This is a genomic window from Corallococcus sp. AB045, from assembly GCF_003668895.1.
In the GTDB taxonomy this organism is placed as follows: domain Bacteria; phylum Myxococcota; class Myxococcia; order Myxococcales; family Myxococcaceae; genus Corallococcus; species Corallococcus coralloides.
Window position 1 is genome coordinate 20,994 of the sequence record NZ_RAWN01000019.1, and the last position, 24,551, is coordinate 45,544.

Consider the following 24,551-nt stretch of genomic DNA (forward strand, 5'->3'; position numbering starts at 1 on the left):
GGGCCGGGCACCGGGGAGCTCCCGATGACCGGCCCACGTTGCCTGCGGGGTGCCCGTTAGAAGTTGGGCGTGCGGAACGTCTTGATGACGCCCATGTGCTGCATGCTGGCCGCGCCGCTGTCGGAGTTCAGCGCCGGGTAGATCTCCGAGATGGGCGTGTACACGCGGCTGTCGAGCACCAGGCCGTTGTTGAAGGTGCTGCTCCCGATGACGGTGGGCACCTGGTACTGGCGCAGGTCCAAGTCCACGAGCACGTGGTCATACGGCTTGCTGCGGCTGGCGTTGGTGCCGTCCTTGCCGTTCTTGTCCACCGGGTGCGGGCCCGCGGTGTCGACCACCTGCTTGAAGGTGGAGATGCACGACTCGGAGCGGGAGTCGGTGTTGAAGTCGCCGCCAATGGTCAGGTAGTCGCTCTCCGGGACGTTGGCCTTGATGTACTTCACCAGGTTGGTGGCCTCCGTGTTGCGGACGCCGGAGCCTTTGGTGAGCAGGTGCACGCTGACGACCCAGAGGTCGCGCGGGCCCGGGATGTCGATGCGGGCCCAGGCGAAGTCGCGGTTGGACACCTGGGTGTCCGTCCATTCGCCCGAGTCGATGATGGGGTAGCGGCTGATGATGCCGTTGGGGATCTGCGCGCCGGTCTCGCGGTAGTAGTAGAAGCCCGGGCCGACGGCCTGGTCGACCATGGAGCGGATGTCCGCGGCGGAGTCCGACTTGTAGTTGAACTCCTGGATCATCACGACGTCGGGCTTCACGCCCGCAATCAGCCGGATGCCGTGGCCCGGGTCGTAGTCCTGGCCGTTGCCGCTGGAGAGGTTGGCGGCCATCAGGCGGATCTGCGTGTAGCCACCGTCGGTATCCGTCTCGCCAATCGGGCCCGCGTCCCCGGAGCCACCGTCAGTCGGCGAGCCCGCGTCGGTCGTGGTGCCCGCATCCACGGACGTGCCTGCATCCGTCGTGGAACCGGCATCGGTCGAAGTGCCCGCGTCGTCGGTCGTGGTGCCCGCGTCGTCGGTCGTGGTGCCTGCGTCGACCGTCGAGCCCGCATCCTCCGCCGTGCCGGCATCATCGGAGCCCGGGTCCACATCGGTTCCGGCGTCCTCGGTGGTGCCCGCGTCTTCCGTGGGCTGTCCCGCGTCGGCTCCGGCATCATCGGAGGTGCCCGCGTCGGTGCGGGTCCCGGCATCGACGGAGGTCCCCGAGTCCGGAGGCGTGATGGGCTCATCACCCTCGCCGCAAGCGAGGGCCATGAAGCTCATTGCCACGAAGGGGCGGAAGAACGGGGGGAGCTTCATTGCCATGCAGGGCCTGGATCCTTGCTTCCGAGGGTGTCGAGGGGGGTGACCCGTCGGCTTCGGCACGCCGACTGGCGCGTGATTATAGAAGTTTGCAAGAAGGCTGTCCCCTGACCGCCCGTGAGGATTACGTCACCGCCTTTCAAGAATCCGAGAGTTTCGCCGCCCCGTAGCTGGGGAAGGCGTGGATTCAAAGAAAGACATCAGGGCGCCGGCTACGACGCAGCAGGACGTAAGGAGTCCAGGATGTCATCACGGCAGCTGACGGTGCGGATCCACGGCGCACTGAACGACTTCGTCGCACCGGAGCGCCGGGGGCAGGCGTTCACGCATGTACTGCAGGGCAGCCCCTCGGTGAAGGACCTCATCGAGTCGCTGGGTCCGCCGCACCCGGAGGTGGACGTGGTGTTGGTGGATGGAGCGCCGGTGGACTTCGCACACCGCGCGGAGGAGGGCACGAGCATCGACGTGTATCCGGCGTCGGATCCGTCGGCACCGCAGGTGGCGCGGGAAGCGCGAGTGGGGCCACCCATCCCGGAGATGCCGCGCTTCATCCTGGACGTGGGCCTGGGGCGGCTGTCGGGCTTCCTGCGGATGCTCGGCTTCGACACGCTCTGGCGCAACGACTACGCGGACGACCAGCTGGCGCGCCTGTCCCACGACGAATCGCGGGTGCTGCTGACCCGGGATCTGGGCGTGTTGAAGCGGTCGGAGGTCGTGCTCGGCTACTTTCCGCGAGAGACGGATCCGGCACACCAGCTGGTGGAGGTGGTGCGGAGGTACGGCCTGACGTCACGCATGCGGCCCTTCTCCCGCTGCATCGCCTGCAATGCGCCGCTGTCCACCGCGACGCCGGAAGAAGTGCAGGGCCGCGTCCCGGAGGGCGTGACCCAGCGCCACAAACACTTCCAGCAGTGCCCTGGCTGCCAGCGCGTCTTCTGGCCCGGCACGCACCATGAACGCATGCAGAACCTGGTGGAGACGCTGCGCAAGCTGGAGGCGGCCAATCCCTAGTCAGCCCCAATTCCTGCCAGAGTGTTTTCGCCACGAATTGGACGCATCCCTGGGAAACGGGTTCATTGCCATCCGGCCAACATGACCCTTTCTCATTCCCGTCCCCTGCTCTTGGGCGCCGCGATGTTGATGGCTTGCGCTTCCAGCAAGCCCTCTGTCGCCTCGGCTCCCGCCGCCACCAGCCAATCCCTCTCCACGCCCAAGGCGCGCGTCCTGGCCGAGCCCGACTGGGCGGGAAGCTACGTCATCCAGCTGCGGTCAAAGGGCACCTGGATCCAGGGGGACAAGCGTTTCGACTGGTCGGACACCATGCGGTTCGGTGGCATCCTCCGGGTCCACATGGATGCCACCCGGGGAGAGGGCCAGGGCACCGCCCAACATGGGTTCGTCAACCTCAGCAGAATCTCCAAGATGACGGACGGGACCCAGGTCACGGAGGAGGTGGACGGATCATGCGCCCATAACGTGCTCCTCCCCGTGCCCACGGAGCCCCTGTCATTCCCCACGGACGACACGTTCCTGTTCCGGGCGGTCGTCTCCCAGGCGGAGCACTTCCGCTGCGGCGCGTTCCGCAAGGTTGCCGGAGGCGAGACTCAGAGGACGAAGGTCGCGGCCCCCCCATTTCCCTCGCTTCCGCCCGCGCTCTTCACGTTCCCTCTGCCAACGGGAGGCAAGCCGCAACTCCTGGGCCGGCTGCGCTTCGTCACCATCGGCGACAAGGTCGTGCAGGAACGCCCCACTGAGCTCCGTTGGGGAGAGACCCCTATCGAATGGGAAATCGATTGGGACCTCCGGCCCGAGGATACCGGTGGGGCCTTCCTCAAGCTGCAGCCCGAAAGCAGCGAGGACTATGACAACTGGCTTCCCATGGGCCCCAAGCTCGAACCGGCCCCCAAGCCCTGAGCCTTGCTTTCAGCTCAATGCCTCACGGCACTTAAGACAGACATCGTCCCCCTGCCCGACCGCTTCGGAATACACCCAGCAGCGCGGGCACTTGGTGCCCAGGGCCGGAAGCACCTCCGCGGACAGGGATGCGCCGTCACCGAATGTCTGTGAAACATCCAAGGCCTTCGCTGAATCAGACGGAGCATCCGCCAGCTCCACCTGGCTCACGATGAACAGCCCGGGCAGCTCCGCGAGGTGCGCATCCAGCATCTCCCGGACCGCGCCCGTGGCGCTCAGCACCACACGGGCCTCCAGAGACGCGCCGATGCGCTTATCCCGCCGCGCCACCTCCAGCACGCCTTGCACCGCGCTGCGCACCGCGAAGAGCTTCGCGTAGCGCGCCTCCAGCTCCGGCGGCATCGTGGCCTTCACCTCCGCGAAGCCCGCCAGGAACACGCTCTTGGCGCGCTCGCCCGGCAGGTGCTGCCACGCCTCCTCCGCCGTGAAACTCATCACCGGCGCCAGCAGCGGCAGCAGCACCGTGAGCACCTCGTGCAGCACCGTCTGCGCGCCCCGTCGCGCGGGCCCGTCCTGCTTCGCCGTGTAGAGCCGGTCCTTCAGGATGTCGAAGTACACGGCGGACAAGTCATTGGCGCAGAAGTCCACCACAGTCGCGTAGACGAGGTGGAACTCATAATCCTCGTAGGCCTGCCGCACCCGCGCGGCCACCTGCGCCAGCCGCCCGCGCGCCCACTGGTCCAGGGGCAACAGCTTGTCCCCGGCCACCGCGTCCTTCGCCGGGTCGAAGTCGTGCAGGTTGCCCAGCGCGTATCGCAGCGTGTTGCGGATCTTCCGGTAGCCCTCAGACAGGCCCTTGAGGATGGCGTCCGACAGGCGCACGTCGTTGCGGTAGTCGCTCGCCGCAACCCACAGGCGCAGCACCTCCGCGCCGTACTGCTGGATGACCTTGTCCGGCGCCACCGTGTTGCCACGGCTCTTGGACATCTTCTCGCCCTGACCATCCACCACGAAGCCATGCGTCAGGCAGGCCTTGTAGGGCGCCACGTCGCGCGTGCCCACCGACACCAGCAGCGAGGAATGGAACCAGCCCCGGTGCTGATCACTCCCCTCCAGGAACAGGTCCGCCGGCACGCGCTGCCGCTTCGCCAACACCGCGGACGCCATGCACGCCGAGTCGAACCACACATCCAGGATGTCCGTCTCGCGGTGGAACTCGCCCTTGCCGCAGCGCGGACACGTGAAGTCCTGCCCGAGGAAATCCTTCACCGGCGTGCGGTACCACACGCCCGCGCCCTCCTTCTCCACCACCGCCGCCACCCGCTCCATCACCTCCGGAGACACCACCGCGTCGTCGCACCCGTCGCAGTACGCGATGGGAATCGGCACGCCCCAGCTGCGCTGCCGGCTGATGCACCAGTCCGGGCGGCCCTCCAGCATGCCCCGGATGCGCGACTGCCCCCATGACGGCACCCACTGCACCTGCTCGACCTGCTCCAGCACCACCTGCCGGAACGTCTGCGTGCCGTGGAACGGCGCGTCCATCGGGATGAACCACTGGTAGGTCGCCGCCTGGATGACCGGCTGATGGCAACGCCAGCAGTGCGGATAGCTGTGCGTGACGGTGTCCGACCTGTCATTGAGCAGCGCGCCCCGCTGCACCAGCAGGTCCAGCACCACCGGGTTCGCCTCGAACACGCGCCGGCCCGCGAGCACCTCGCCCACCGTGTCGTCGTAGCGGCCGTCCGCGCGCACCGGGTTGTAGATATCCAGGCCGTACTTCAAGCCGACCTCGTAGTCCTCCTGGCCATGTCCCGGCGCCGTGTGCACCAGCCCCGTGCCCGCGTCCAACGTGACGTGCTCACCCAGCACCACGCGCCCCTGCCGCTCCAGGAACGGGTGCTGATACGTCACGTGCTCCAGGTCCTCGCCCGTCGCGTACGCGAGGATGCGGGACGGATCCACCAGCGCCGGAGACGACACCTCCCCCGTGGGCAGCTGCACGTGCTTCACGGCCAGCTCGTCCGACTTCACCTCCGCCAGCACCTTCGCCAACAGGTCCTTCGCCACGCAAAGGACGCGGTCCTCCAGCCGGTAGAACACGTATTCGAACTCGGCGTTCACCGCGATGGCCAGGTTGGCCGGCAGCGTCCAGGGCGTCGTGGTCCAGATGACGAAGGACACGCGCTGCCCCTTCAGCTGCGGCAGCTTCTCCACCAGCGCCGGCCCCGCGTCGAAGGCCACGTACGCGGATGGCGAGGTGTGCTCCGCGTACTCCACCTCCGCCTCCGCGAGCGCGGTCTGATCCTGGAGGCACCACGCCACGGGCTTCTTGCGGCGGTACAACATGCCCCGGCGCGCGAACGCGGCCAGCTCGCGCACCTCCTGCGCCTCGTAGCTGAAGTCGAGCGTCCGGTAGGGCGCGTCCCACGTCCCGAAGACGCCCAGCCGCTGGAACTCCGCGCGCTGGATGTCCACGAACTCCAGCGCGTACTCGCGGCAGCGCTCCAGCATCGCGTCGCGCGACAGCGTGCGCTTGTCCAGCTTCTGTTCCTTGAGGCGCTTCTCCACCGCCTGCTCGATGGGCAGACCGTGGGTGTCCCAGCCGGGGATGAAGTCACACGGGCGTCCGGAGAGGTTCCGGAACTTCACCACGATGTCCTTCAGCACCTTGTTGAGCGCATGCCCGGCGTGCAGGTGGCCGTTGGCGTACGGCGGCCCGTCCGCCAGCACGAAGGGCTCACGGCCCGCGTTCTTCGCGAGCAATTGCGTCCACACGTCCTGCTCCCGCCACCAGGCGAGCAGGCGCGGTTCGAGCTGGCCCAGGTTCCCCTTCATGGGGAACTCCGTGCGCGGCAGGTGGACGGTGGCGTCGAGGTCCTTGCGGGAGGGGGCGTCGCTCATGGCTGGCAGCGCCCGTAACACCCTCCCGCCGGTCCTTCAATCCAGGCGCGGACTCACTCGTCGTGGTGGTCGTCGCCGTGTTCGTGCGTGTGCGGCTGGGGCGTGTTCTTGCCCTTGCCCTTGGGACACTTCTTGGCGCACTTCGCCTTCGCGGCCTGGAACGCCTTCGTGCACTTGTCCGTGCAGTTCCTGTCCTTGGCGGAGCACTTCTTCACACAGGCCTGGAGCGTGGAGCCGGCGCTGATGGAGCACTTCTCGTCGCACGTCTGCGCGAGCGCCTGGGGCGCCACCAGCACGGCTCCCAGCGCCATCAGTCCCAGCCATCCCCGCACCGCGATACGCGTCGTCATGTCGCTCTCGTCTTCCCTTGCCCGCTGGCGTCACTCGCCCGGGCGCATGTCATCGTCTGGCGCCGCAGCCCGGCGCACCAGCCGCACCGCCACCTGGCCTTCCTTGGTGACCGCCAGGTTGAGCGCGACCTCTTCCGTGGAGGACTTGAACACGCGGGGTTGGATCTCCTTGAACCCCGCCTTGGTGAGCACCTCGCGGTAGAAGGCCTCCACGTCCGCGGTCGTCTTGCCCGGCACCGAGTAGCTCACCGTGTGCGAGCCCTCCGTCTGCGCCGTCAGCACCCCGGCGCCTCCGGGGAAGACGGGCAGCCCGGCCGGCTGCGGGGCCTTCGCCGCGCCCAGGTTCGCCTGCCCCAGGAACACCGTGGTGGTGCCGTCCGGGTTCACCTGGAGGATGGCCGTGTAGGAGATGAAGTTGCGCGTGTCGAGGCCCGTCACCATCGGTTCGCGCAGGAGCTGCGGCTGCTTGTATGCCTCCTGCACCGAGAAGCCCCAGGACTGGAAGCGGTCCACCACGCTCTGGAGGATGACCTGCGCCTTCTCCTTGCTGCGCACCGCGAGCAGCTTCACCGGCACGCCATTGGCGTCCACCTGGCCCGGCACGTCCACGACGCTGACGGTCTTGGGGATGTCCCAGGTGAAGTTGGCCCGCTGCGCCCACGCGGGGACGGCCCCCGCCAGCGCCAGCAACAGGGCCCAGCGCCCGATTCCACGCTTCATCTCCGGTCCCTTCCTACTGGCGGTGCGACCGCGCGGCCTTGACGGACTTGCCCGACTTCGGACCCGTGTCGCCCTCCGGCTTGGGGCAGCGGGACTTGCACTGGTTGAACTGGGCCTGGAACTTCTGCGCGCAGCGCGCGGAGCAGGTGCGGCTGCTGTCCTTCGCAGACCCCGGGCTGCTCGGCGCCGGACAGGCGGTGATGCAGGCGTTGAGCGTGTCCCCGTTCTTCGTCGCGCAGTCCGTGTTGCATGAGTTGCTGTCCGCGCGCGCGGGAGACGCCGTCAGGCACAGCACGAACGCCAGCACTCCACCCGACAGCAGGCTTCGCATCTTCATCTTCAGCAATCCTTTCCAAGGAAGCAGCCGTTACGGTCCAGATAGCCCAGACCGTAATGGGGCGTGGTGATGCCAATCAGCGCGCCGGGCGACGTATTCCAAATGTTGCCCAGTGGCGTCAGCTTGATCCAGGCCTGCATGAATTGGCTCTCCTCACCCGCCGCGCTCATCCAGAAGGTGTTCTCCCGCTGCATCAGCACCAGGGGCGGCAGCGGATTCATGAAGAGGGCGTCCATGGCCAGGAAGCTGGCGTAGGTCGGGATGGGCAGCGTGGTGGGCTCGTAGACGCCCTTCGTGGCCGTGTAGAACGGCCCGTTGGTGCACGGCAGCGCCATGTCCTGGAACAGCAAGCAGGTGGAGGACTCAATTTCGTTCGACAGGCCCCAGTCGTCCACGAGCATGGAGAAGCGGCCCCGGCAGGTGCCGCCCACCGCGCGGCCAATGCCACACACCTGGATGTTGGCGTGGGCCGGATCCACATGCTGCTCGGTGTACAGCCCCGTCTCCGAACCCTGGTCCAGGAACCGGGTGGGGATGTTCCAGGAGCTCAGGTTCGCCTGGGACGTGCACGCCGTGCCGCCCTCGTCGCGGTAGATCAGCCGGGTCAGCACGGGGCCATCCCACTCCAGCCCCCCGTTCCGGCCGCAGCTCACGCGCAGATCCGAGCCCCGCGTGAACACCTGCGTGATGGTGTCGCCGCGGTTGACGGACGACAGGCCGTTGAAGTCCGCGTAGCGCGCCTGCGCGTCCTCGCCCGCGCGCCGCATGGAGTCATGCGCGGAGCCGTAGTCCGCGGGGATGTCGTGCATCTCCCCGTGCGTGCCGTTCCACAGCGCTGACACGGCGGCCTCCTGCACCTTCAGCGACAGGAAGCCCACCTCCGCGAAGTGGATGCCGAACACCAGGATGGTGATGAACAGCGTGACACCGAGGGCCGCCTCCACGATGGACTGGCCCCGCGCCCGCCGGTGGTGACGACGAAGATGGCTGTGCATCACTGGAACCCCCTGAAGCCGACGCGGCGGAGCTCTTCGATGGTCTGGGCGGAGGACGGAGAGGTGGGGCGCAGCGTGTCGATGGCGTCCTGAAGGCCAGACTCGTCCGTGTCCACCGGCACCAGCGTGGCGCGCCAATAGGGATTGAGCAGGTTGGGCGGCTCACTCCAGTGGGAGATGCCCAGGCTGCGGCCGCGGTGGTAGTACGCGATGCCCGTGGACAGCGCCGTCTGGATGCCCAGCGGCGTGACGCCGTCCGCCATGGTGGCGCTGGTGTTGTCGAACTTGCCCGCGTTCGGGTTCGGGTTGCTCGCCTTGAAGCGGAAGCGGAACGCCAGGTTCCACGGGTCCTGCTGCGAGAGGGGCATGTTGCTGCGGTCGCGCTGGATGACCGCGAAGTTCTTCGGCTGCCCGAAGTTGTTGTCCGCGCCGTTGGGCCACAGCTCCGTCAGGTTGTAGTCCATGAACGGCGGCCAGATGCCCGGGCAGCTCGATGGGCCGCCCAGACACGGCGCCAGCATGTGCCGCGCGAAGGGCGCGGGGTCCGTGCCGCCAAACCACATATGCGTGGGCGTGGGCATGACGCCACCGGAGGCCGCGAACAGGGCAAGGGTCGGAACCGTGCCGCCCACCATCACCGGGCACGGCGGTCCACCGCCATGCGCGATGTGGTTGTAGATGAAGGCCACGAGGCCCTCGTCTTCGGCCGTGACGGCGGGAGCGTAGGGGGGAAAGAACCCGTACTGGAGGATTGGCTTGCCGAAGTGGGACGTGCCCGCGGCGAGCGGGAGCGTGACGATGTCCGGCGGCAGGATGACGAAGGCCAGGTTCGCCTCGTGCGCGATGTACTGCTCGAGGGTCCGCGACGTGACGAAGGTGAAGCCACGGCTTCCCATGGCCGCGTCCACGCTGTGGGCCACCGTCAGCGGCAGCGGATCACAGACCGCGCCACCACCCACGCACGCCGTGTTGTCCGCCAGCTCGTTCCGGGAGACGTTGCCCGCGGACGGCGCCAACCACCCCGCGTCGCGCGGGTTCCTTCCCGGCACCAGGTCCCCCAGGATGTCGTTGGCGAAACCCTGGTCGCCCACCTTGTCCTCGAGGCTCATGTAGTCATTCAGCGAGGAGGCATACAGCGCGCCCGCCGCCACCTGGTGCAGGCGCATCTGCAGGCCCACCATCGGATCCAACGCCTGGAACACGGCCTCCACGCGCAGGTCCTCGCGCTGGAGCATGGTCATCAGCCGGCCCAGGTCCGTCACCCCACGGATGCCGCACTGGCACATGCGGGCGCAGAAGCCGTTGGACCAGGCGCAGGGGCAGCCCGCGGTGGCGAACGCCTGATAGACGGGCACCCACGCCCCGTAGCCCATCTTCGCCGCGTTCAACTCGCCCCGGTAGAGGCTGGCCCAGTTGAGCAGGCTGGCCGCGCCCGCGTTCGCCACCATGTGGGCGATCTCCGCGCGGTTGCTGACGGCGATGGTGTTGAACGTGCGCGCCGTGGCCACCGCGTTCGAAAACGCGGCGGCATCCGCCACCGTCTGCACCTCGATGCGCTCGCGCACCTTCATGGTGAACGACAGCGTGAGGGCCACCATCAGCAACAGCAGCAGCATGCTGAGGACGAACAGCACCAGGGTCTGACCGCGCTGGGAGAAAGAGCGCTTCATGGTTTTCACCGGGGACAGGCCATGGTGGCGAAGAAACGCGACTTCACGGGCGTCATCATTCGCATGGTGAACGTGGTGATGATGGGGAAGACGTACTGCCGGTTGAGCACGCGCTCCGCCAGCTCCGCGCCCAGCTCGCCGTCCAGCACGTGCGACGTCGTCACGTCACTGCCGTTCCAGTTGGCGTTGCGCTCGGCGACGATCAGCGGGTTCGCGTCCGTGTAGGGACGCAGGTTGAAGTGCGCCAGGAACATGCGCGACATCACCCAGTTGGCGAACGGGATGCGCAGCGGGTACCAGAACACCAGTTGCACCTCCAGCCGCCGCAGGTGCCCCGGCCGGTCGAAGTCGCTGTCCTCCGGGCTGTCCACGCCGCCGCCCGCCAGGTCCCGCTGGATCCACACGATGCTGCGGTTGTGGACGCCGTCCATGCCGGGGCCCGGACCGCCGGAGCCCGCGTAGCGGTTGTTCATCCGCGCCGCGAACGCCTCCGCCAGGAGCCGGGGTGCGTCCGAACCCGCGCCGCGGCCCAGCGGACCGTTGAGCGAACCCGTCCCCTGCCCCATGAACGAGTGGAAGGTCGGAATCAGCGCCAGGATGGCCGCGTGGGTCATCCGCTCGCAGTCCCCGTGCGCCACGCTGCCCGCGCGCGTCGCCCGGAAGGCCGCGTAGTGCGTCATCACCCGCGCCTGCATCATCAGGAACAGCTGCAGCGCGCCCAGGATGAGGAACGTCACCAGTGGCAGCGACAGCGCGGCCTCCACCAGGGCCTGGCCGGATTCGCCTGCTTCACGGGGGGATCGTGCGCTCATACGGAGGCTCATCCTGCGGGATGGGGGAATCTCGCAGTATCCGTCAAGTGACCGCCGACACACTGCGTCGGGGTCTGAAAGGGGGGCCGGGATTGTCTCAGAGGACGGGCCCGGTGAAAACTTCCTGGGGATGTAACACCCTCAGTGGAACCGTGTGACGACGCTGTTTCAGCGCGGTTTCAGCCCCTTGGCGTCGAGCTGATACTTCTTCACCAGCCGCTCGATGGACTTGCGGTGCAGCCCGCTCTCCCGGGCGGCGCGGGACAGGTTGCCCTCGCAGCGGGTGAGGACGCTGGTGACGTACTCGCGCTCGAAGTTCTCCAGGAGCTGCTCCTTGGCGTCCTTGAAGGCCAGGTGCTCGTTGAAAGGCAGCGGCCCCTCGCGGGCCTGGCCCCGGACGCGCGGGGGCAGGTGGGAGGGCAATATCTCCTCGCCCTCGTCGGAGAAGGTCAGCACGTGGGAGAGCACGTTCATCAGCTCGCGCACGTTGCCGGGCCAGGCGTAGGCCATGAGCAGCCCCAGCGCCTCCGCGGAGAAGCGCTTGCGGCCGTGCGTCTCCACCACCTCTGGCTCCGCCAGCGCCCGCTTGAGGATGAGCGGGATGTCGTCCCGGCGCTGGCGCAGCGGCGGCAGCTGGATGTGGATGACGGACAGGCGGAAGTAGAGGTCCTCGCGGAAGTTGCCCGCGGCGATCTCCTTCACCAGGTCGCGGTGGGTGGCGGCGATGACCCGGCAGTCCACCTCGATGACGTCGTTGCCGCCCACCCGGCGCACCTCGCGGTTCTCCAGCACGCGCAGGAGCTTGGGCTGCAGGTCCAGGCGCAGCTCGCCCAGCTCATCCAGGAAGATGGTGCCCCCTTGCGCGCGCTCGAAGGCACCGGGGCGGCTGGACGTGGCGCCGGTGAAGGCGCCCTTCTCGTGGCCGAACAGCTCGCTTTCGATGAGGTTGGGCGGGATGGCGCCGCAGTCCAGCACCACCATGGGGCCCTTCTCACGACCGGACAGCTCGTGGATGGCGCTGGAGACCAGCTCCTTCCCCGTGCCCGTCTCGCCCTGGATGATGACGGACACGTCCATGGGCGCGATGCGCTTGATGAGCCCGAACACCTGCCGCATCTTCACGCTCTGGCCCACCATGCCGCACAGCTCGCCCTCGCGGTCGGGCTCCACCGCCACCTCTTCGTCCAGGGGAGCGAAGGTGATGACGGAGGAGCCGGCGCGAATCTGCGAGCCCGGGGACAGGTAGGCCCGTTCAATCCGGCGGCCGTCCAGGAAGGTGCCGTTGGTGGAGTTCAGGTCCACCAGGAGGTGGCCGCGCTCGGTGTATTGCACCTCGAAGTGGTGGCGGCTGGCGGTGCGGTCCTCCACCAGCACCAGGTCGTTGCCCGGGTGGGCGCCGCAGCGCAGCCGCTCCTTGTCGCTGACCATGGAGCGCCCGGTGTCCGGCCCCGACGTCACCAGCAGCCGGCACTTGTGCAGCTTCACGCTGGCGCGCGGATCCACCACCAGTGTCTCCCCCAGCAGGGGGGACTGGGAGGACAGCTCGAGGCCGACGTCTCCGGGATTGGTGTGGATGTCGTCGGGATGCGGGTTGGGTGCGGTCATCAGTGAACGCGAGGATAGCAAAGGGTGCCCACGCACCGTGCCTCCACGCCCGTGCGTGCTAGTGTCCCGCGCCCCGCATGCCCCCCCGAAAAGTCCAGCCGAAGAAGGCGCCCGTCCCGCCTGGCGCACAGGCACCCGAGCGCGGTGACGCACCGCGACCCAAGCGGCCCCGCGCGAAGAAGACCGTGGCCATCCTGTCCCGCAAGCGCTCGCTGTACTCGACACGCCGGCTGGTGGAGGCCATCAAGGCCCAGGGGCACCGGGCGCTCGTGTTCGACACGCTGCGCTGCTGCCTGCTGCTGGCCCGCGGCCAGCCGCGCATGACCTACCGCGGCGCGGAGGTGAAGGGCGTGGACGTGGTGATCCCGCGCATCGGCGCGTCCATCACCGCGTACGGCCTGGCGGTGGTGAACCACTTCGAGATGATGGACGTGCCGGTGCTCAACCCGCCCACGGCCATCGCGCGAAGCCGCGACAAGCTGCGCGCGCTCCAGTTCCTCGCCCGCGCGGGCCTGGACATGCCCCGCACGGTGATGGCTCACGACCGCGGCAACGTGCGCAAGCTGGTGCAGGAGGTGGGTGGCCTGCCCGTCATCATCAAGCTGATCAAGGGCACCCAGGGCGTGGGCGTGATGATCGCCCACACGCTGCCGGAGGTGCAGACCATCCTCGACACCTTCTGGGACCTGGGCCAGGAGATCGTCCTCCAGGAGTTCGTCGCGGAGAGCGAGGGCCGCGACGTGCGCGCGCTGGTGGTGGGCGACACCGTGGTGGGCGCCATGCGCCGCAAGGCGAAGAAGGGCGAGTTCCGCTCCAACATCCACCGCGGCGGCGAGGGCCGCGCCATCACGATGCCCCCGGACTACGTGGAGGCCGCGGTGAAGGCGGCGCGCATCATCGGCCTGGAGGTCGCGGGCGTGGACATGCTGGAGGGCCGCGAAGGCCCCCGCCTGATGGAGATCAACTCCAGCCCCGGCTTCGAGGGCCTGGAGGGCGCCACCGGCAAGGACATCGCGGGCCACATCGTGGAGCACGCGTTGGTGTACGCGGGGACCCGGGCCAGCGCGTTGCGCACACGGGCGGGCCGCGCTTCCTGAACGAGATGTGGTGTTGAAAGCAGGCGCGCGAGCAGCACCTGCGTGCCTGCCCGCCTGCTCCGTGGCATGCGTGCGGGACTTCACGGTGCGCACGGTGCCTTGGATGCTCCTCAGGAATACGGGAATGCCTTCGGGCGGGGATTGTCCAGGGGTGTTGGCAGCGGTGGGGATGCGCCTCTAATCTGGCGACCCCCGATGAAAACGCTGCACAAGCCGCTGCAGATCACCGTCTACCAGGATGTGCTGTGCTCCTGGTGCTACCTCGCCGACCAACGGTTGGAAGTGCTTCGCCAGGAGTTTGGCGACGCCGTCCGCTGGAGCGTGCGTCCCTACCCCTTGCGTCTGCACGACGTCCTGCCCACGGAGCGCGAAGTGCGCGGGCTGGTGGAAGAGGTGAAGCGCGCGCAGCGCGAACCCGACCCCACGGCCTCGCTGCTCTCCACGGACCTGTGGCTGGGCGGTGATCCACCGCGCTCCAGCGTGCCGGCGCTGGCGGCGCTGGAGGCGGCGCGGTTGCAGGGGCCGCAGGCGCGGGCCTTCCTCGCGCGGTCCATGCAGCGCGCCGCGCTGGAGCAGGGCGTCAACGTGTCGCGCTCGGATGTGGTGTTCGAGCTGGCGTCGCGCGTGGGCCTGTCCATGAACCAGTTCTCCGCGGCCTTCCGTTCGGAAGAGACGCGCCGGCTCATCTACGACGAGCACCGGCTGGCCGGCAGCCGCGGCGTGCGAGGCGTGCCCACGCTGGTGATTGGCGGCCGGTGGATGCTGTGCGGCCTGCGCGAATTGTCCGAGTACCGCGAGCACATCCTCGCGTGCCTGGGCAAGGTCGTCGCGCCCCGCTCGGGTTCCTCCGAGCGGCTGGTGCACTGAAGTCCCCCGCGCGCCTTCGCTCCGTTTCGCGAAGGCGCGCCTCTGCTTCCCGCGGCGTTCAGCCCGGGAAGGACTCCGCGGCGTCGTCGCGCGGGGAGCGCAGGGCCAGGAACATCCCCGCGATGAGCAGCTGGGCCAGCGCCATGCCGGGGATGAAGCCCACGCAGCACGCGAAGACCCCCGCCAGCATGACGGCGCCCCCCGCGAACCCCACGCCCAGGATGCCCAGGCGATGACCGCGCGCGGCCTCCCAGCTGCGGCGCAGCACCTCCAAGGGCGAGGGCGGCGCGTCGTCGTACGCGAGCTCCGGCTGGACCAGGTACAGCGGCAGCGCCAGGTACGTGAAGGGCCCCACCAGCACCAGGAACCCCAGCCCCATCACGCCGAGCATGGGCACCAGCGCGCTCCAGACCTCGTCCGATGAGGAGTTCAGGTCCACGCCGCTCAGCATGCCCGTGCCCATGAGCGTAAGGATGGCCAGGACGCCCAGCAGGGCCAGCGGCACCATCACGATGACGAAGACGAGGAGCATCGTCAGCGTGTAGGGCACCGCCTTGTGCATCTGGCTGAAGAGGCGCGCCACGTCCGCGCGGCCTCCGTGCAGCACGTCGAAGCACACGCGCACGAGGCCCAGCTGCACCAGGCCCTGCACCAGTTGCTGCGCCACGAGCCCCACCACGCCCAGCACCCCGGCGAGGACGACACTGTCCACCGCCGCGCCAATGCCCGTGGCCACGTTGATCAACAGCTGCGCGCCGAAGCTCACGCCCAGGTAGACCAGCACCGCGAGCGACAGCATGCCCCACTCGCGCTGGAACGCCGCCCAGCACACGTCCCACAGGTTGCTGAAGTTCCAGTCCTCCCGCCGCAGCGGGAACGTGGCGCCGGAGCGCTCCCGGCACGTGGGGCAGCGCGGCGACGCGCCGCCCTGGCTGCACGTGTCGCACGTGAAGTTGCCACAGCGGGCGCAGGTGCCCGTGGCCTCCCGCCCCGGGTGCAGCGCGCAGGACGCCCCCATCGCGCGTCCGAAATCCACATCCGACATCCGCATGCCTCCGAAGGCGCGGCGCCCCAGGGGCCGCGACCCGGGTGTCATATCAGGCGGGCCCCTCGCCTTCCCGGCGGGCGGGCGTTCCGGGTGAATTTCCGGGGAGGCGGGCCGTCATGGGGGCAGAGGTTGCGAAGCGGGACGCTTTGAGGGTCCACTTCCGCGACAGGAGACTTCTTCATGAACCGCTTGCTCGCCCTGGTCGTCCCCGTGGCCCTGCTGATGGGGACGGGCTGTGTCGTCGAGGCCCACTCGCATCGCCCCGTCCGCCGTGTGGCCTACGTCGCCCCCGCGCCCGTGGTGGAGTACCGGTTCGCCGGCGCGCACCCCGTCCCCGACGACTACGGCGGCGGCTGGTGCCCTGAGGACTACGCCCACGTCCACGACTACCAGCCGCCCCAGGCGTCCTACGTCTACACGGACAACGTCTACTACTACCGGGGCCCGACGGTGGTCTGGTACTGGGACTACCACCCCACCCCCAGCGGCGCGTACTGCAACTTCCACGGCCGCCACCAGCACGACTTCTACCCGCAGGGCTCGTGGGGCGCGGGCTACTCCTACGACCGCGGCACCCGGGGCTACCGCTGGAGCAACAGCCACTCGGCCTCCGCGGGCCCTGGCGGCCGTAACAACATCGCCCCCTCGCGGCCCGCGCCCGCTCCGGCCCCCGTCAACCAGGGCCGCAACCCGCCTCCCGGCGGCACGGGCACCGGCGCCCGGCCTCCCAGCGGCTCCGGCTGGGGCCGCGGCAACAACGTCGCTCCCTCCAACAACTCGCGGGACAACGACCGGGACAATGACCGGGACAACAGCCGCAACAGCGGCGGCTGGGACACCCCGGCCAGCAAGAGCCGCGACGACGACAAGGACAACAACCGCGGCAACCGCGGCAACAGCAACAGCGGGAGCAGCGGGAGCGGCAATGGCCGGAGCAGCGGCGGCTGGAGCACCCCTCCCAGTGGCAACAGCGGCGGCGGCAGCAGCAGCAGCGGCAGCAGTGGCCGGAGCAGCGGCGGTAGCAGTGGAAGCAGCAGCGGCAGCAGCGGCGGCGGATGGAACACCGGCAAGAGCTCCGGCTCCTCCGGCAAGAGCGGGTCGGGCTGGTAGGCGCTCCGCATCCTCCTCCCTGGCGTGACCCGCGGCACCGGGCGCGGCCTTCCGTTTCCAGCGGAAGGCAGGCTCCCGGTGCCGACGTGTTTTCAACACCCGGAGGGCCCGGTGTCCGGTGCGTCCGGCCCGCGAGCGCGACGGTGCGTCATGCAGGGGACGGACGACACCGGGGGGCGGATTGCGTGCCCTCCCAGCCGTGAAGATGTTGCCGCCCGATGAAACACTACATTCGGGCGGCGGGTGGTGCCGTGCTCGGGCTGTTGGCGATGGCCTGTGGCGATGGCGGATTCACACCGGACCCCGGCGTGCGGACCGAGGACGCCGAGGCGGTGGACCTGGAAAACCTTCGCATCCTCGTGAGCGGCGAGGCACGCGTGTTCCCGGAGGCCGAGGGCGTGGCCGCGGCACCGGCGTCGCTCACCGGGATGGCGCTCACCGTGGAGGAGCCGCTGCGCGTGGCCGTCAACGACGCGGCCGCCACCTTCGCCACCGGAGAGGTGTCCGAGGACGGCGCCTTCCGCGTCACCGGCGTGCCCGTGCGCGACGTGCACCAGGGGCTCGCGGTGGGCCTCGTGCACGACGGCCTCGTGCGCAGCACCACGCTCGTCTACGACACCGCCTTCACCGGCACCCGTCCGCGCACGGACATCATCGACGCGCACGCGTGGGCCCTCCCCATCGCGTTCGTGGATCAGCTGGGCGCCGCCGTGGGTGCGCCGCGCCTTCAGGGCCACACCGGGGACCCGGCGGCCACCCTGGCCTCCGCGGGCTTCGTGCTGGGGCGCGTGGTGGACCTGAACGGTCAGCCCGTGAGCGGCGCGCGCGTGGCGTTGAACCGCGCCGAGCTGGCGGACCGCGTCTACTACCCGTCCGGTGACCTGACGTCCGTGGACACCGCGGGCACCGCGGCCCATGGGCTGTTCCTCTTCGTCCACTCCGGCGCCGGGGTGGCCTCCTTCCAGCTGTCCGTGGAAGGCACCGACACGTACGTGCCGCGCAACGTCGACGTGGGCCCGGGGCTGGGTGTCGTCCTCACCGTGTATCCAGGCCGCTACGCACCCTGACCCAACCCTGGACAGGTCGGACATCCCCGCCTAGGACGGACATCCTCCCAACCCCGGCGTCCCATTGCCGGGGGGGCCCCAGACACGTGATTGTTGTGGCAGGATGCAGGGCTGGCGTTCCGGGGGGACGCGGATGATGAGCGGCCGATCCATGCCACGAAGCACGGCGATGGTCCGTGCCCTTGCACGCAGCTCCGCGGCGGCCGCCTGCCTGGTGGGCCTGTTGGTGCTGGTGGGCTGGGCGTTGGATGTCATGGTCCTCAAGTCCATGGGCGCCGCGCTCCCCGCCATGCGCCCCAGCGCCGCGCTGGGGTTGATGCTGGGTGGGGCCGCGCTGGGCCTGCGGCTGCCGGCCACTCCCCCTCGCTTCCAACACCGGCTGGGCACCGCGCTCGCCCTGGCCACGGCCCTGCTGGGCGCGGCGAGCCTCGTGGATGGCGTCATCACCGGAGGCAACGGGGGGCTGGACGCGCTGTTCCTGCGCGTCTTCGGCGAGAACGGCGGCGCGGCGCCCGGCATCGCGCCGTCGCCCCTGACGGCGCTGTGCCTGATGCTCCTGGGTCCGGCGCTGGCGCTGGTGGACCGGGGCCATCCGCAGCGGCTGTCGTGGTCGGACGCGCTGGTGGTGCTCGCGCTGATGGCGGCGCTGACGGGGCTCAATGGCTTCCTGCTGGGCCCGCTGGTGACGCCCGTCGCTGCTCCGTTCTTCCAGGAGCGCAGCATGGGGCTGCACACCACCTGCGTGCTGATGCTGCTGGCCATGGGCACGCTGTGCGCCCGGCCGGAGCTGGGGCTGATGGCGCGGCTCACGCGGGACACGCTGGGCGGCTTCGTGGCCCGGCGGCTGGTGCCGGTGACGCTGCTGGGGCCGCCGGTGCTGGGGCTGACGCTGGTGTTGATCCACCTGACGGGCTGGCTCAGCCACGACGCGAAGCTGCCCCTCTTCGCCACGGTGGTGGCCGCCGGCGGCGTCACGCTGGTGCTGCTGGCGGCGCGGGCGCTGGACGTGCTGGACACCGAACGCATGCGGGCCACGGCCGCGCTGGAGTCCTCCGAGGAGCGCTTCCGCACCTTCCTGGACACCGCGCCGGACCCCATGGTGGTGGTGGACGCCACCGGCCGCGTGCGCTTCGCCAACGCGGAGGCGGAGCGCGTCTTCGGCTACCGCCGGGAGGCCCTGCTGGGCCGCGAGGTGGAGCTGCTGGTGCCGGAGGGGCTCCATGGCCCGGCCGCCGCTGGAGAGGGCCCGGGGCGCGCCACGGGCGGGCGGCTGGTGTCCGGCCAGAGGCAGGACGGCACCAGCGTGCCGCTGGAGGTGCGGCTGAGCCCGCTGGAGGGCGAGGACGACGCCACGCGCATCGCCATCCTGCGTGACGTCACCGAGCGCCGGGACCTGGAGAAGCTGCGCGAGGAGTACGTGGGGCTCATCTCCCACGACCTGCGCAACCCGCTGAACACCATCAACCTGCGCGCCCACCTGCTCCAGCGCGCGCTGCACGAGCGGAAGCTGGAGCGCGAAGGCATCATGGCCCAGGCCATCATCCACAACGTGGAGTGGATGAGCACGATGATCGAGGAGCTGCTGGAGGGTTCGCGGCTGGAGTCCGGCCGGGTGAACCTGCGCCGCGAGGCGCGTGACCTGGGCCGCTTCCTGGCGGAGGTGCTGGAGCGCGACGTGCCGCCCGACGCGCGCGAGCGCTTCCGGCTGCACCTGGCGGATCCGCTGCCGCCGGTGCCCATGGACGCCGCGCGGCTGGAGCGCGTGGTGACCAACCTGCTGACCAACGCGATCAAGTACAGCCCCAAGGGGACACCGGTGGACGTGCGGCTCTCCGCCGCGCACGACCACGCCGTGGTGTCGGTGACCAACCAGGGCGCGGGCCTGTCCCCCCGGGACGCGGCGCGCCTGTTCGACAAGTACTACCGCACGGAGGACGGCCGCTCGGCGGACGGCAAGGGGCTGGGGCTGGGGCTCTACATCAGCCGGCTCATCGTGGAGGCCCACGGCGGCCACATCTGGGTGGAGAGCGAGCCGGACCGGGGCGTCACCTTCTTCTTCAGCGTGCCCCTGGAAGCCCCCGCCGCCCCCACGGCACCCGAACCGCTGCGCCAGCGCGCGGGCTAGCGCGGCACGAACCAGCGCGGCAGCCAGTCCGCGCCCTTCGCCGTGGTGAGCCGCGTCTGGCCGGTGCCGTCCGGGCGCATGAGGTACAGGTCCGTGTCGCCGTCTCGCTCGGACACGAACACCAGCGCCTTGCCGTCCGGGCTCCACGCCGGCATGTCGTCGCGGTGCTGTCCGTCCGTCAGCGCCACCGGCGCGCCGCCCGTCACGTCCGCCACCCAGATGCGGCTCTTGCCATCCTGAAGCCGGGCCACGTACGCCACGCGCTTTCCGTCCGGGCTGAAGACCGCCTCGCGCTCGTCGCCCGCGAAGCCCTCTCCGGACAGGGCGCGCAGGTCCGCGCCGTCCGCGCGCACCAGGTACATGCGCTCCTTGCGCTCGCGGTTGCTCACGAACAACAGCCACTTGCCGTCCGGACTCCACTGCGGCGTCCGGTCCTCCATGTAGAACGTGGTGATGCGGCGGGGCTCGCCCGTGCCGTCCGCGCGGAAGACGTAGACCTCCGGGTCCCCGTCACCGCTGCACACGCACGCCACCTCCGTGCCGTCCGGGGACACCGCGGGCTCGAAGCAGCCCGCCTTCACGTGCGTCAGCCGCGTGTCCACCGCGTTCGCCGCGGGCAGCACACGCACCACGTCGCTGAAGCCCTGCGCGTCGGACTCCGCCACGAGCCACGTGCCGTCCGGCGCCCAGCTCGCGTTGCGCGCGCGGGGCCGGGGCGGATGCAGCGCCACCTGGCGGCCTCCCTCGAGCGGCTGCAGGCGCAACTGCTGGAAGACGCGCCCGTTCGCCTCGCCCGATGCAATCACCAGCAGCGTGCGGCCGTCCGGTGACGGCGGGCCGGGGTACTCGTCCTCCGGCGCGGAGGTGACCTGCGTCTCTTCTCCGGCGGGCGTCACCCGCCAGACGTCCTTCTGTCCCGCCCTTTCGGAGAGGAAGACGATGGTGCCCGGCAGGGCCCGCCGCTCCGCCTCCGACAGGGCGCCGGGCACCAGGGCTCCGCCAGCGCCGCCGCAGCGGCCCTGACAACCCATGGCGCCCAGCATGGCGAGCACGGCCCACCACCGCCGTGCCCGCGAGGGCCCGGAACGCTTCCGCCGTTCAAGGCCCTCGTGCCTCACGTCAGCGCACCCGGACGGCGTCGGCCATGACCACGAAGCCCGGGGTCGTCCAGCGGCTCAGCTGCACCTTGTTCCAGCCGGCGCTGAAGCTGAACGTGCCCAACTGCACCCACTTGCCTCCGTTGGCCTGCTGGTTGACGGACACGCGGCCCACCTCGGTGCCCGCCGCGTTGTAGGCGATGAACGGCGCCGTGGCGGAGCGGTTCGTGCCCGCCACCCACCAGGCGTCAATCGTGCGCGTCTGCGCGGTGGGCAGGTAGAACTCGAACGAGGCCGGCGCGGAGATGGCCTCCGTGGCCGCGTAGAAGTAGCCGCTGCCGTAGTAGCCAGCGCTCGTGCCCTCCGACCAGTTCCCCGTCAGCGAGAGCCTCGCCTTGGACGCGTCGTTGTTGGCGCTGTTGCTGTCGATGATGATCTCACCCGTCGGCTGCGCGGTGCCGCAGTAGCTGTTCACCTTGCTGAGGTACGTGGACCACGGCCAGTTGGGGCCCGGGTCCGTGCGATTCGCCGGCTGCAGCTTGCCGTGCGCCACGATGTGGTAGCTGTCCTTCACGATGGAGTTGTCGCGCGCGATGTCGCACGACAGCTTCGCGGACGCGTCAATCTGCCCGGCCGGGAAGGACGTCTGGCTGGCGTAACCGCCGTGCTCGATGCCGATGGTGAAGTTGTTGGACTGCACGCCGTTGAGCCACGCCTCCTTGCCACCGTTGAGCGACGAGTCGTAGTTCGCGCCGATGTGGTAGGCCCGGTGCGCCTCGCGCACCAGCTGGGAGATTTCGGAGCCGCTCTCGTTCACCACGTAGTGCGCGCTCACGCCCGCGGCGCTGTTGGTGAGCCAGCTCCAGCACGAGCCGTAGGAGCCCTCACAGGTGTGGATGATGATCATCAACGGGTTGTGCGACCTGCTCGTGCTGTAGTTGCCCGACGGCGCCGCGCGCCAGATGGACGACGCGTAGTCCGGGCCCGCCGCCATGGCGCGCACCTGGGGACGCGCGAACTTCGCCTCCACCTTCACGGGCTCCAGCGACACGGCCACCGAGCCGTCCTGGTTGAGCTCCACCGCGCCCTCGTTCATCACCGCGTACACGGAGCGGTGCACGTGCTCCGCCTGCGCCTCCGGGTTGGTGATGCCGCTCAGCTCGGCCACCACCGGCGCCCACGCGGACAGGTCCCCGCGCTCCACCTTCGCGTCCGTGGCCAGCTGGGACAGCCGCGCCGCGCCCGCACGCAGGTTGGACAGCGCGTCCGTGCGCGCCGCCTCCACCGTCACGCCCGCCAGCGCCGCGCCCTGCTCCAGGTCCTCACCGCGCAGCGCCATCAGACCGAACGCCGGCTGCTGGCCCGGGAACTCCGCCTCGCCCCGCACCATCTGCCAGCGCGTCTCCGCGTAGGAGACCGCCTTGAGCAGCTCCACCGGGACGTTGAACTCCTGGGCGGCCTGCGCGAACAGCGGGTCCAGCTCACGCGGCAGCGTGCTGCCAGCCGTGTCCGTGGAGGGCTGCGACGGCGTCTCGGCCGGAGGGGCCTCGGGGGGCTGCTGCGCCTGGGGACCGCACGCGGAAAGCACCAGGGCGACGGCCGCCGCCGCGAAGGGATTGCGGAAGGTTGACATGAGGGGACTCCAAAGTCGGGGGAGGGACTCCACGCCTTCTCAGCACCGTGCGTGCCAGCCGCTTCCATCCCGTCACCTTCGTCCAGTTTTCTTCCGCGACCGGTGCATGCATGCTCCACCCGCACCCGGCGCGCGGCGTTCCTCGTGACTTCAAACACCTGAAATCACGGAATTACTTACATCGCGGGACCCGCTGTTTCACGCGGAGTCCGAGATGGTGCATGGGTGCCGCACTGCCGTATTTCAGGACATCCGTGACGTAACGTTTTGTTACACCATTTCTTGTATTAATCACTATTTGAACCCTTGGCGGACCGAGACGAAAAGCCGTCCGGGCGCGCGCCGCGCTGGAAGGGCCGACATGGGGCCAGGGCATCCGCTATGACGCCAGCATCATGCGGCTCTTCGGTATTGGCGACACGCACCTGCCCTCCACCCGGCAGAAGGACATGCACCGCTTCGGCTGGACGGACCACCCGCTGCCCTTGCAGCGCGCGTGGGACGAGCGGGTGCGGCCGGAGGACGCGGTCATCGTCGCGGGCGACATCTCCTGGGCCACCCGTGCCCACGAGGTGATGGAGGACCTGGCGTGGCTGGACGCGCGACCGGGGCGCAAGGTTCTGGTGCGCGGCAACCACGACTACTGGTGGGGCGACTCCGCGTCCAAGCTGCGCAAGCTGCTGGAGCCGTTCCGCACGCTGGAGGGCTTCCTCCACAACAACGCGGTGGTGATGGGCCCGTGGGTCATCGCCGGCACGCGGCTGTGGACCGCTCCGGAAGCGCCGCCCATGCCCGGAGGGGAGATGGGCGACGAGCAGGGGGATTCCGGCTACGTGGAGCGCGAGACGCGCCGGCTCAACACGTCGCTGGAGGACGCGCTCAAGAAGGAGGCGGCCTCCCCCACGCCGCTCACCCGCATCGTCGCGGTGCACTTCCCGCCCGTGTACGCGAACGAGCGGGCCACCGCCTTCAGCGCCCCCATCGAAGCGTTCGCCCCCAAGGTGTGCGTGTACGGCCACCTGCACTCGAGCGGCATCCCCGCGGGCTTCACCGGCGAACGGGCGGGCGTGCGCTACGTGCTCGCGTCCTGCGACGCGGCCGGCTTCGCGCCGATGCTGCTGGACGAGCGCTGACGCCCTCCCCGGCTGGGAGCGAAAAGACCCTCTGAACCTGCCGCGTTGGCCCGGGCACCGGACATGGGAGGTCGGGACGGGTGCGACGCCCGGTGAAGCGCTTTGTCGACAGGTGAAAAGAGGCCGTTAAGCTGGCCCCGGGTTCGCCCGTGAACCAAGGAGTGGAAGTCATGCCGTCGGACAAGGCCGAACTCGCCTCCCGGATCGCCATCCTCCAGTCGGGGGACTCCATCCGTGGACTCATCTTCAAGTCCGTCTTCGGCCTGGTGCAGCAGCACGCGGGCGCCATCGGCATGGAGAAGCTGCGCGTGGGGGAGCTGAACCACGACTACGCGGAGCTGCGCTCGTACCCGGCGCGGGAGTTCCTCACGCTGCTGTACAGCGCGGCGGACGTGCTGGAGGGCGCGCTCGGCGCCCAGGACGCGGTGTTCCACGCGTGCGGCGAGGTGAGCATCACCCGCTACTCCACCGGGCCGGGGATGCTGGTGTTCGGCATCATCTCCCGGGGCGACCCCCAGAAGCTCTTCGCGGGCGCGCAGATGGCGTACAGCGCGGCGGTGTCCTACGGCAACCGCGAGTACCTCACGACGGGCCCCAAGTCCGGCACCCTGCGCATGCGCCGGGACATGATGCCGCCCGCGTACCACGTGGGCATCCTCACCGGTTCGCTCAAGGTGCTGGGACTGACGGGCAAGGCCACCGCGAAGCCGCAGGGCATCGACCGCGTGGACTACGACATCGAGTGGACCTGACGCGGGACGCGGGGCCG

21 protein-coding genes are annotated in these 24,551 nt (G+C 69.6%); 9 read left to right on the forward strand and 12 right to left on the reverse strand.

Annotated elements, in window-relative coordinates:
- Positions 1–56: 56 nt before the first annotated feature.
- Entirely contained in the window at positions 57–1,301 is a 1,245-nt protein-coding gene (locus D7Y21_RS07120) for an endonuclease/exonuclease/phosphatase family protein (RefSeq protein WP_121712083.1), read from the reverse strand.
- A 240-nt stretch (positions 1,302–1,541) separates the two neighbouring features.
- On the opposite strand from D7Y21_RS07120, the gene D7Y21_RS07125 reads away from it, so the two are divergent.
- Both D7Y21_RS07125 and D7Y21_RS07130 read left to right on the forward strand, forming a co-directional pair.
- Positions 1,542–2,309, forward strand: coding sequence for a Mut7-C RNAse domain-containing protein (locus tag D7Y21_RS07125; protein ID WP_121712085.1), 768 nt, complete (start codon positions 1,542–1,544; stop codon positions 2,307–2,309).
- Between the two features lie 81 nt (positions 2,310–2,390).
- Positions 2,391–3,212 (forward strand): hypothetical protein, encoded by an 822-nt coding sequence (locus D7Y21_RS07130; RefSeq protein WP_120560805.1) that lies wholly within the window; start codon positions 2,391–2,393, stop codon positions 3,210–3,212.
- A gap of 9 nt (positions 3,213–3,221) precedes the next feature.
- On the opposite strand, the gene ileS is transcribed toward D7Y21_RS07130, so the two are convergent.
- From ileS to D7Y21_RS07170, 8 genes are all read right to left on the reverse strand, one after another.
- Complete coding sequence (ileS, locus tag D7Y21_RS07135) at positions 3,222–6,116, reverse strand: isoleucine--tRNA ligase (RefSeq protein WP_121712087.1); 2,895 nt, start codon at positions 6,114–6,116, stop codon at positions 3,222–3,224.
- Positions 6,117–6,169: 53 nt separating this feature from the next.
- Positions 6,170–6,466 (reverse strand): hypothetical protein, encoded by a 297-nt coding sequence (locus D7Y21_RS07140; protein ID WP_121712089.1) that lies wholly within the window; start codon positions 6,464–6,466, stop codon positions 6,170–6,172.
- Positions 6,467–6,496: 30 nt separating this feature from the next.
- Positions 6,497–7,186 (reverse strand): hypothetical protein, encoded by a 690-nt coding sequence (locus D7Y21_RS07145; protein WP_121712091.1) that lies wholly within the window; start codon positions 7,184–7,186, stop codon positions 6,497–6,499.
- 13 nt (positions 7,187–7,199) lie between these two features.
- Positions 7,200–7,523 (reverse strand): hypothetical protein, encoded by a 324-nt coding sequence (locus tag D7Y21_RS07150; protein WP_121712092.1) that lies wholly within the window; start codon positions 7,521–7,523, stop codon positions 7,200–7,202.
- Positions 7,524–7,525: 2 nt separating this feature from the next.
- Positions 7,526–8,518, reverse strand: a complete 993-nt coding sequence (locus D7Y21_RS07155) for a pilus assembly protein (protein WP_121712094.1) — start codon at positions 8,516–8,518, stop codon at positions 7,526–7,528.
- Complete coding sequence (locus D7Y21_RS07160) at positions 8,518–10,188, reverse strand: pilus assembly protein TadG-related protein (RefSeq protein ID WP_121712096.1); 1,671 nt, start codon at positions 10,186–10,188, stop codon at positions 8,518–8,520. Before D7Y21_RS07160 ends, D7Y21_RS07155 begins: the two co-directional genes overlap by 1 nt.
- Before the next feature lie 5 nt (positions 10,189–10,193).
- Positions 10,194–11,000, reverse strand: coding sequence for a TadE/TadG family type IV pilus assembly protein (locus tag D7Y21_RS07165; RefSeq protein WP_120560798.1), 807 nt, complete (start codon positions 10,998–11,000; stop codon positions 10,194–10,196).
- A gap of 168 nt (positions 11,001–11,168) precedes the next feature.
- Positions 11,169–12,605, reverse strand: coding sequence for a sigma 54-interacting transcriptional regulator (locus tag D7Y21_RS07170; RefSeq protein WP_199724132.1), 1,437 nt, complete (start codon positions 12,603–12,605; stop codon positions 11,169–11,171).
- A gap of 77 nt (positions 12,606–12,682) precedes the next feature.
- On the opposite strand from D7Y21_RS07170, the gene D7Y21_RS07175 reads away from it, so the two are divergent.
- On the forward strand, positions 12,683–13,702 hold the full coding sequence (locus tag D7Y21_RS07175; protein WP_120560797.1) for a RimK family alpha-L-glutamate ligase: 1,020 nt from the start codon (positions 12,683–12,685) through the stop codon (positions 13,700–13,702).
- 195 nt (positions 13,703–13,897) lie between these two features.
- Positions 13,898–14,569 (forward strand): DsbA family protein, encoded by a 672-nt coding sequence (locus tag D7Y21_RS07180; RefSeq protein WP_121712098.1) that lies wholly within the window; start codon positions 13,898–13,900, stop codon positions 14,567–14,569.
- A gap of 58 nt (positions 14,570–14,627) precedes the next feature.
- Here D7Y21_RS07180 and D7Y21_RS07185 read toward each other — a convergent pair whose 3' ends face one another.
- A complete protein-coding gene (locus tag D7Y21_RS07185) occupies positions 14,628–15,614 on the reverse strand; it encodes a hypothetical protein (protein ID WP_121712099.1) in 987 nt (328 codons plus the stop codon).
- Positions 15,615–15,797: 183 nt separating this feature from the next.
- Between D7Y21_RS07185 and D7Y21_RS07190 the strand changes: the two genes are divergently transcribed.
- From D7Y21_RS07190 to D7Y21_RS41700, 3 genes are all read left to right on the forward strand, one after another.
- Complete coding sequence (locus D7Y21_RS07190; RefSeq protein WP_121712101.1) at positions 15,798–16,727, forward strand: hypothetical protein; 930 nt, start codon at positions 15,798–15,800, stop codon at positions 16,725–16,727.
- 218 nt (positions 16,728–16,945) lie between these two features.
- Positions 16,946–17,794 (forward strand): carboxypeptidase-like regulatory domain-containing protein, encoded by an 849-nt coding sequence (locus D7Y21_RS07195; protein WP_121712103.1) that lies wholly within the window; start codon positions 16,946–16,948, stop codon positions 17,792–17,794.
- 151 nt (positions 17,795–17,945) lie between these two features.
- Positions 17,946–19,919: a cell wall metabolism sensor histidine kinase WalK gene (locus D7Y21_RS41700; protein ID WP_158627246.1), complete on the forward strand. Its 1,974-nt coding sequence runs from the start codon at positions 17,946–17,948 to the stop codon at positions 19,917–19,919.
- Here the strand turns inward: D7Y21_RS41700 and D7Y21_RS07210 are convergent.
- A complete protein-coding gene (locus tag D7Y21_RS07210) occupies positions 19,916–20,962 on the reverse strand; it encodes a PD40 domain-containing protein (protein ID WP_199735377.1) in 1,047 nt (348 codons plus the stop codon). The two genes, D7Y21_RS41700 and D7Y21_RS07210, sit on opposite strands and share 4 nt — an antisense overlap.
- A gap of 76 nt (positions 20,963–21,038) precedes the next feature.
- Positions 21,039–22,649, reverse strand: coding sequence for an N-acetylmuramoyl-L-alanine amidase (locus D7Y21_RS07215; protein WP_121712107.1), 1,611 nt, complete (start codon positions 22,647–22,649; stop codon positions 21,039–21,041).
- Positions 22,650–23,044: 395 nt separating this feature from the next.
- Between D7Y21_RS07215 and D7Y21_RS07220 the strand changes: the two genes are divergently transcribed.
- Positions 23,045–23,782 carry a metallophosphoesterase gene (locus D7Y21_RS07220; RefSeq protein WP_120560790.1) on the forward strand — a complete coding sequence of 246 codons (738 nt, stop codon included), beginning with the start codon at positions 23,045–23,047 and terminating at the stop codon, positions 23,780–23,782.
- A gap of 170 nt (positions 23,783–23,952) precedes the next feature.
- A complete protein-coding gene (locus tag D7Y21_RS07225) occupies positions 23,953–24,534 on the forward strand; it encodes a DUF2378 family protein (protein ID WP_121712110.1) in 582 nt (193 codons plus the stop codon).
- Positions 24,535–24,551: the final 17 nt, after the last annotated feature.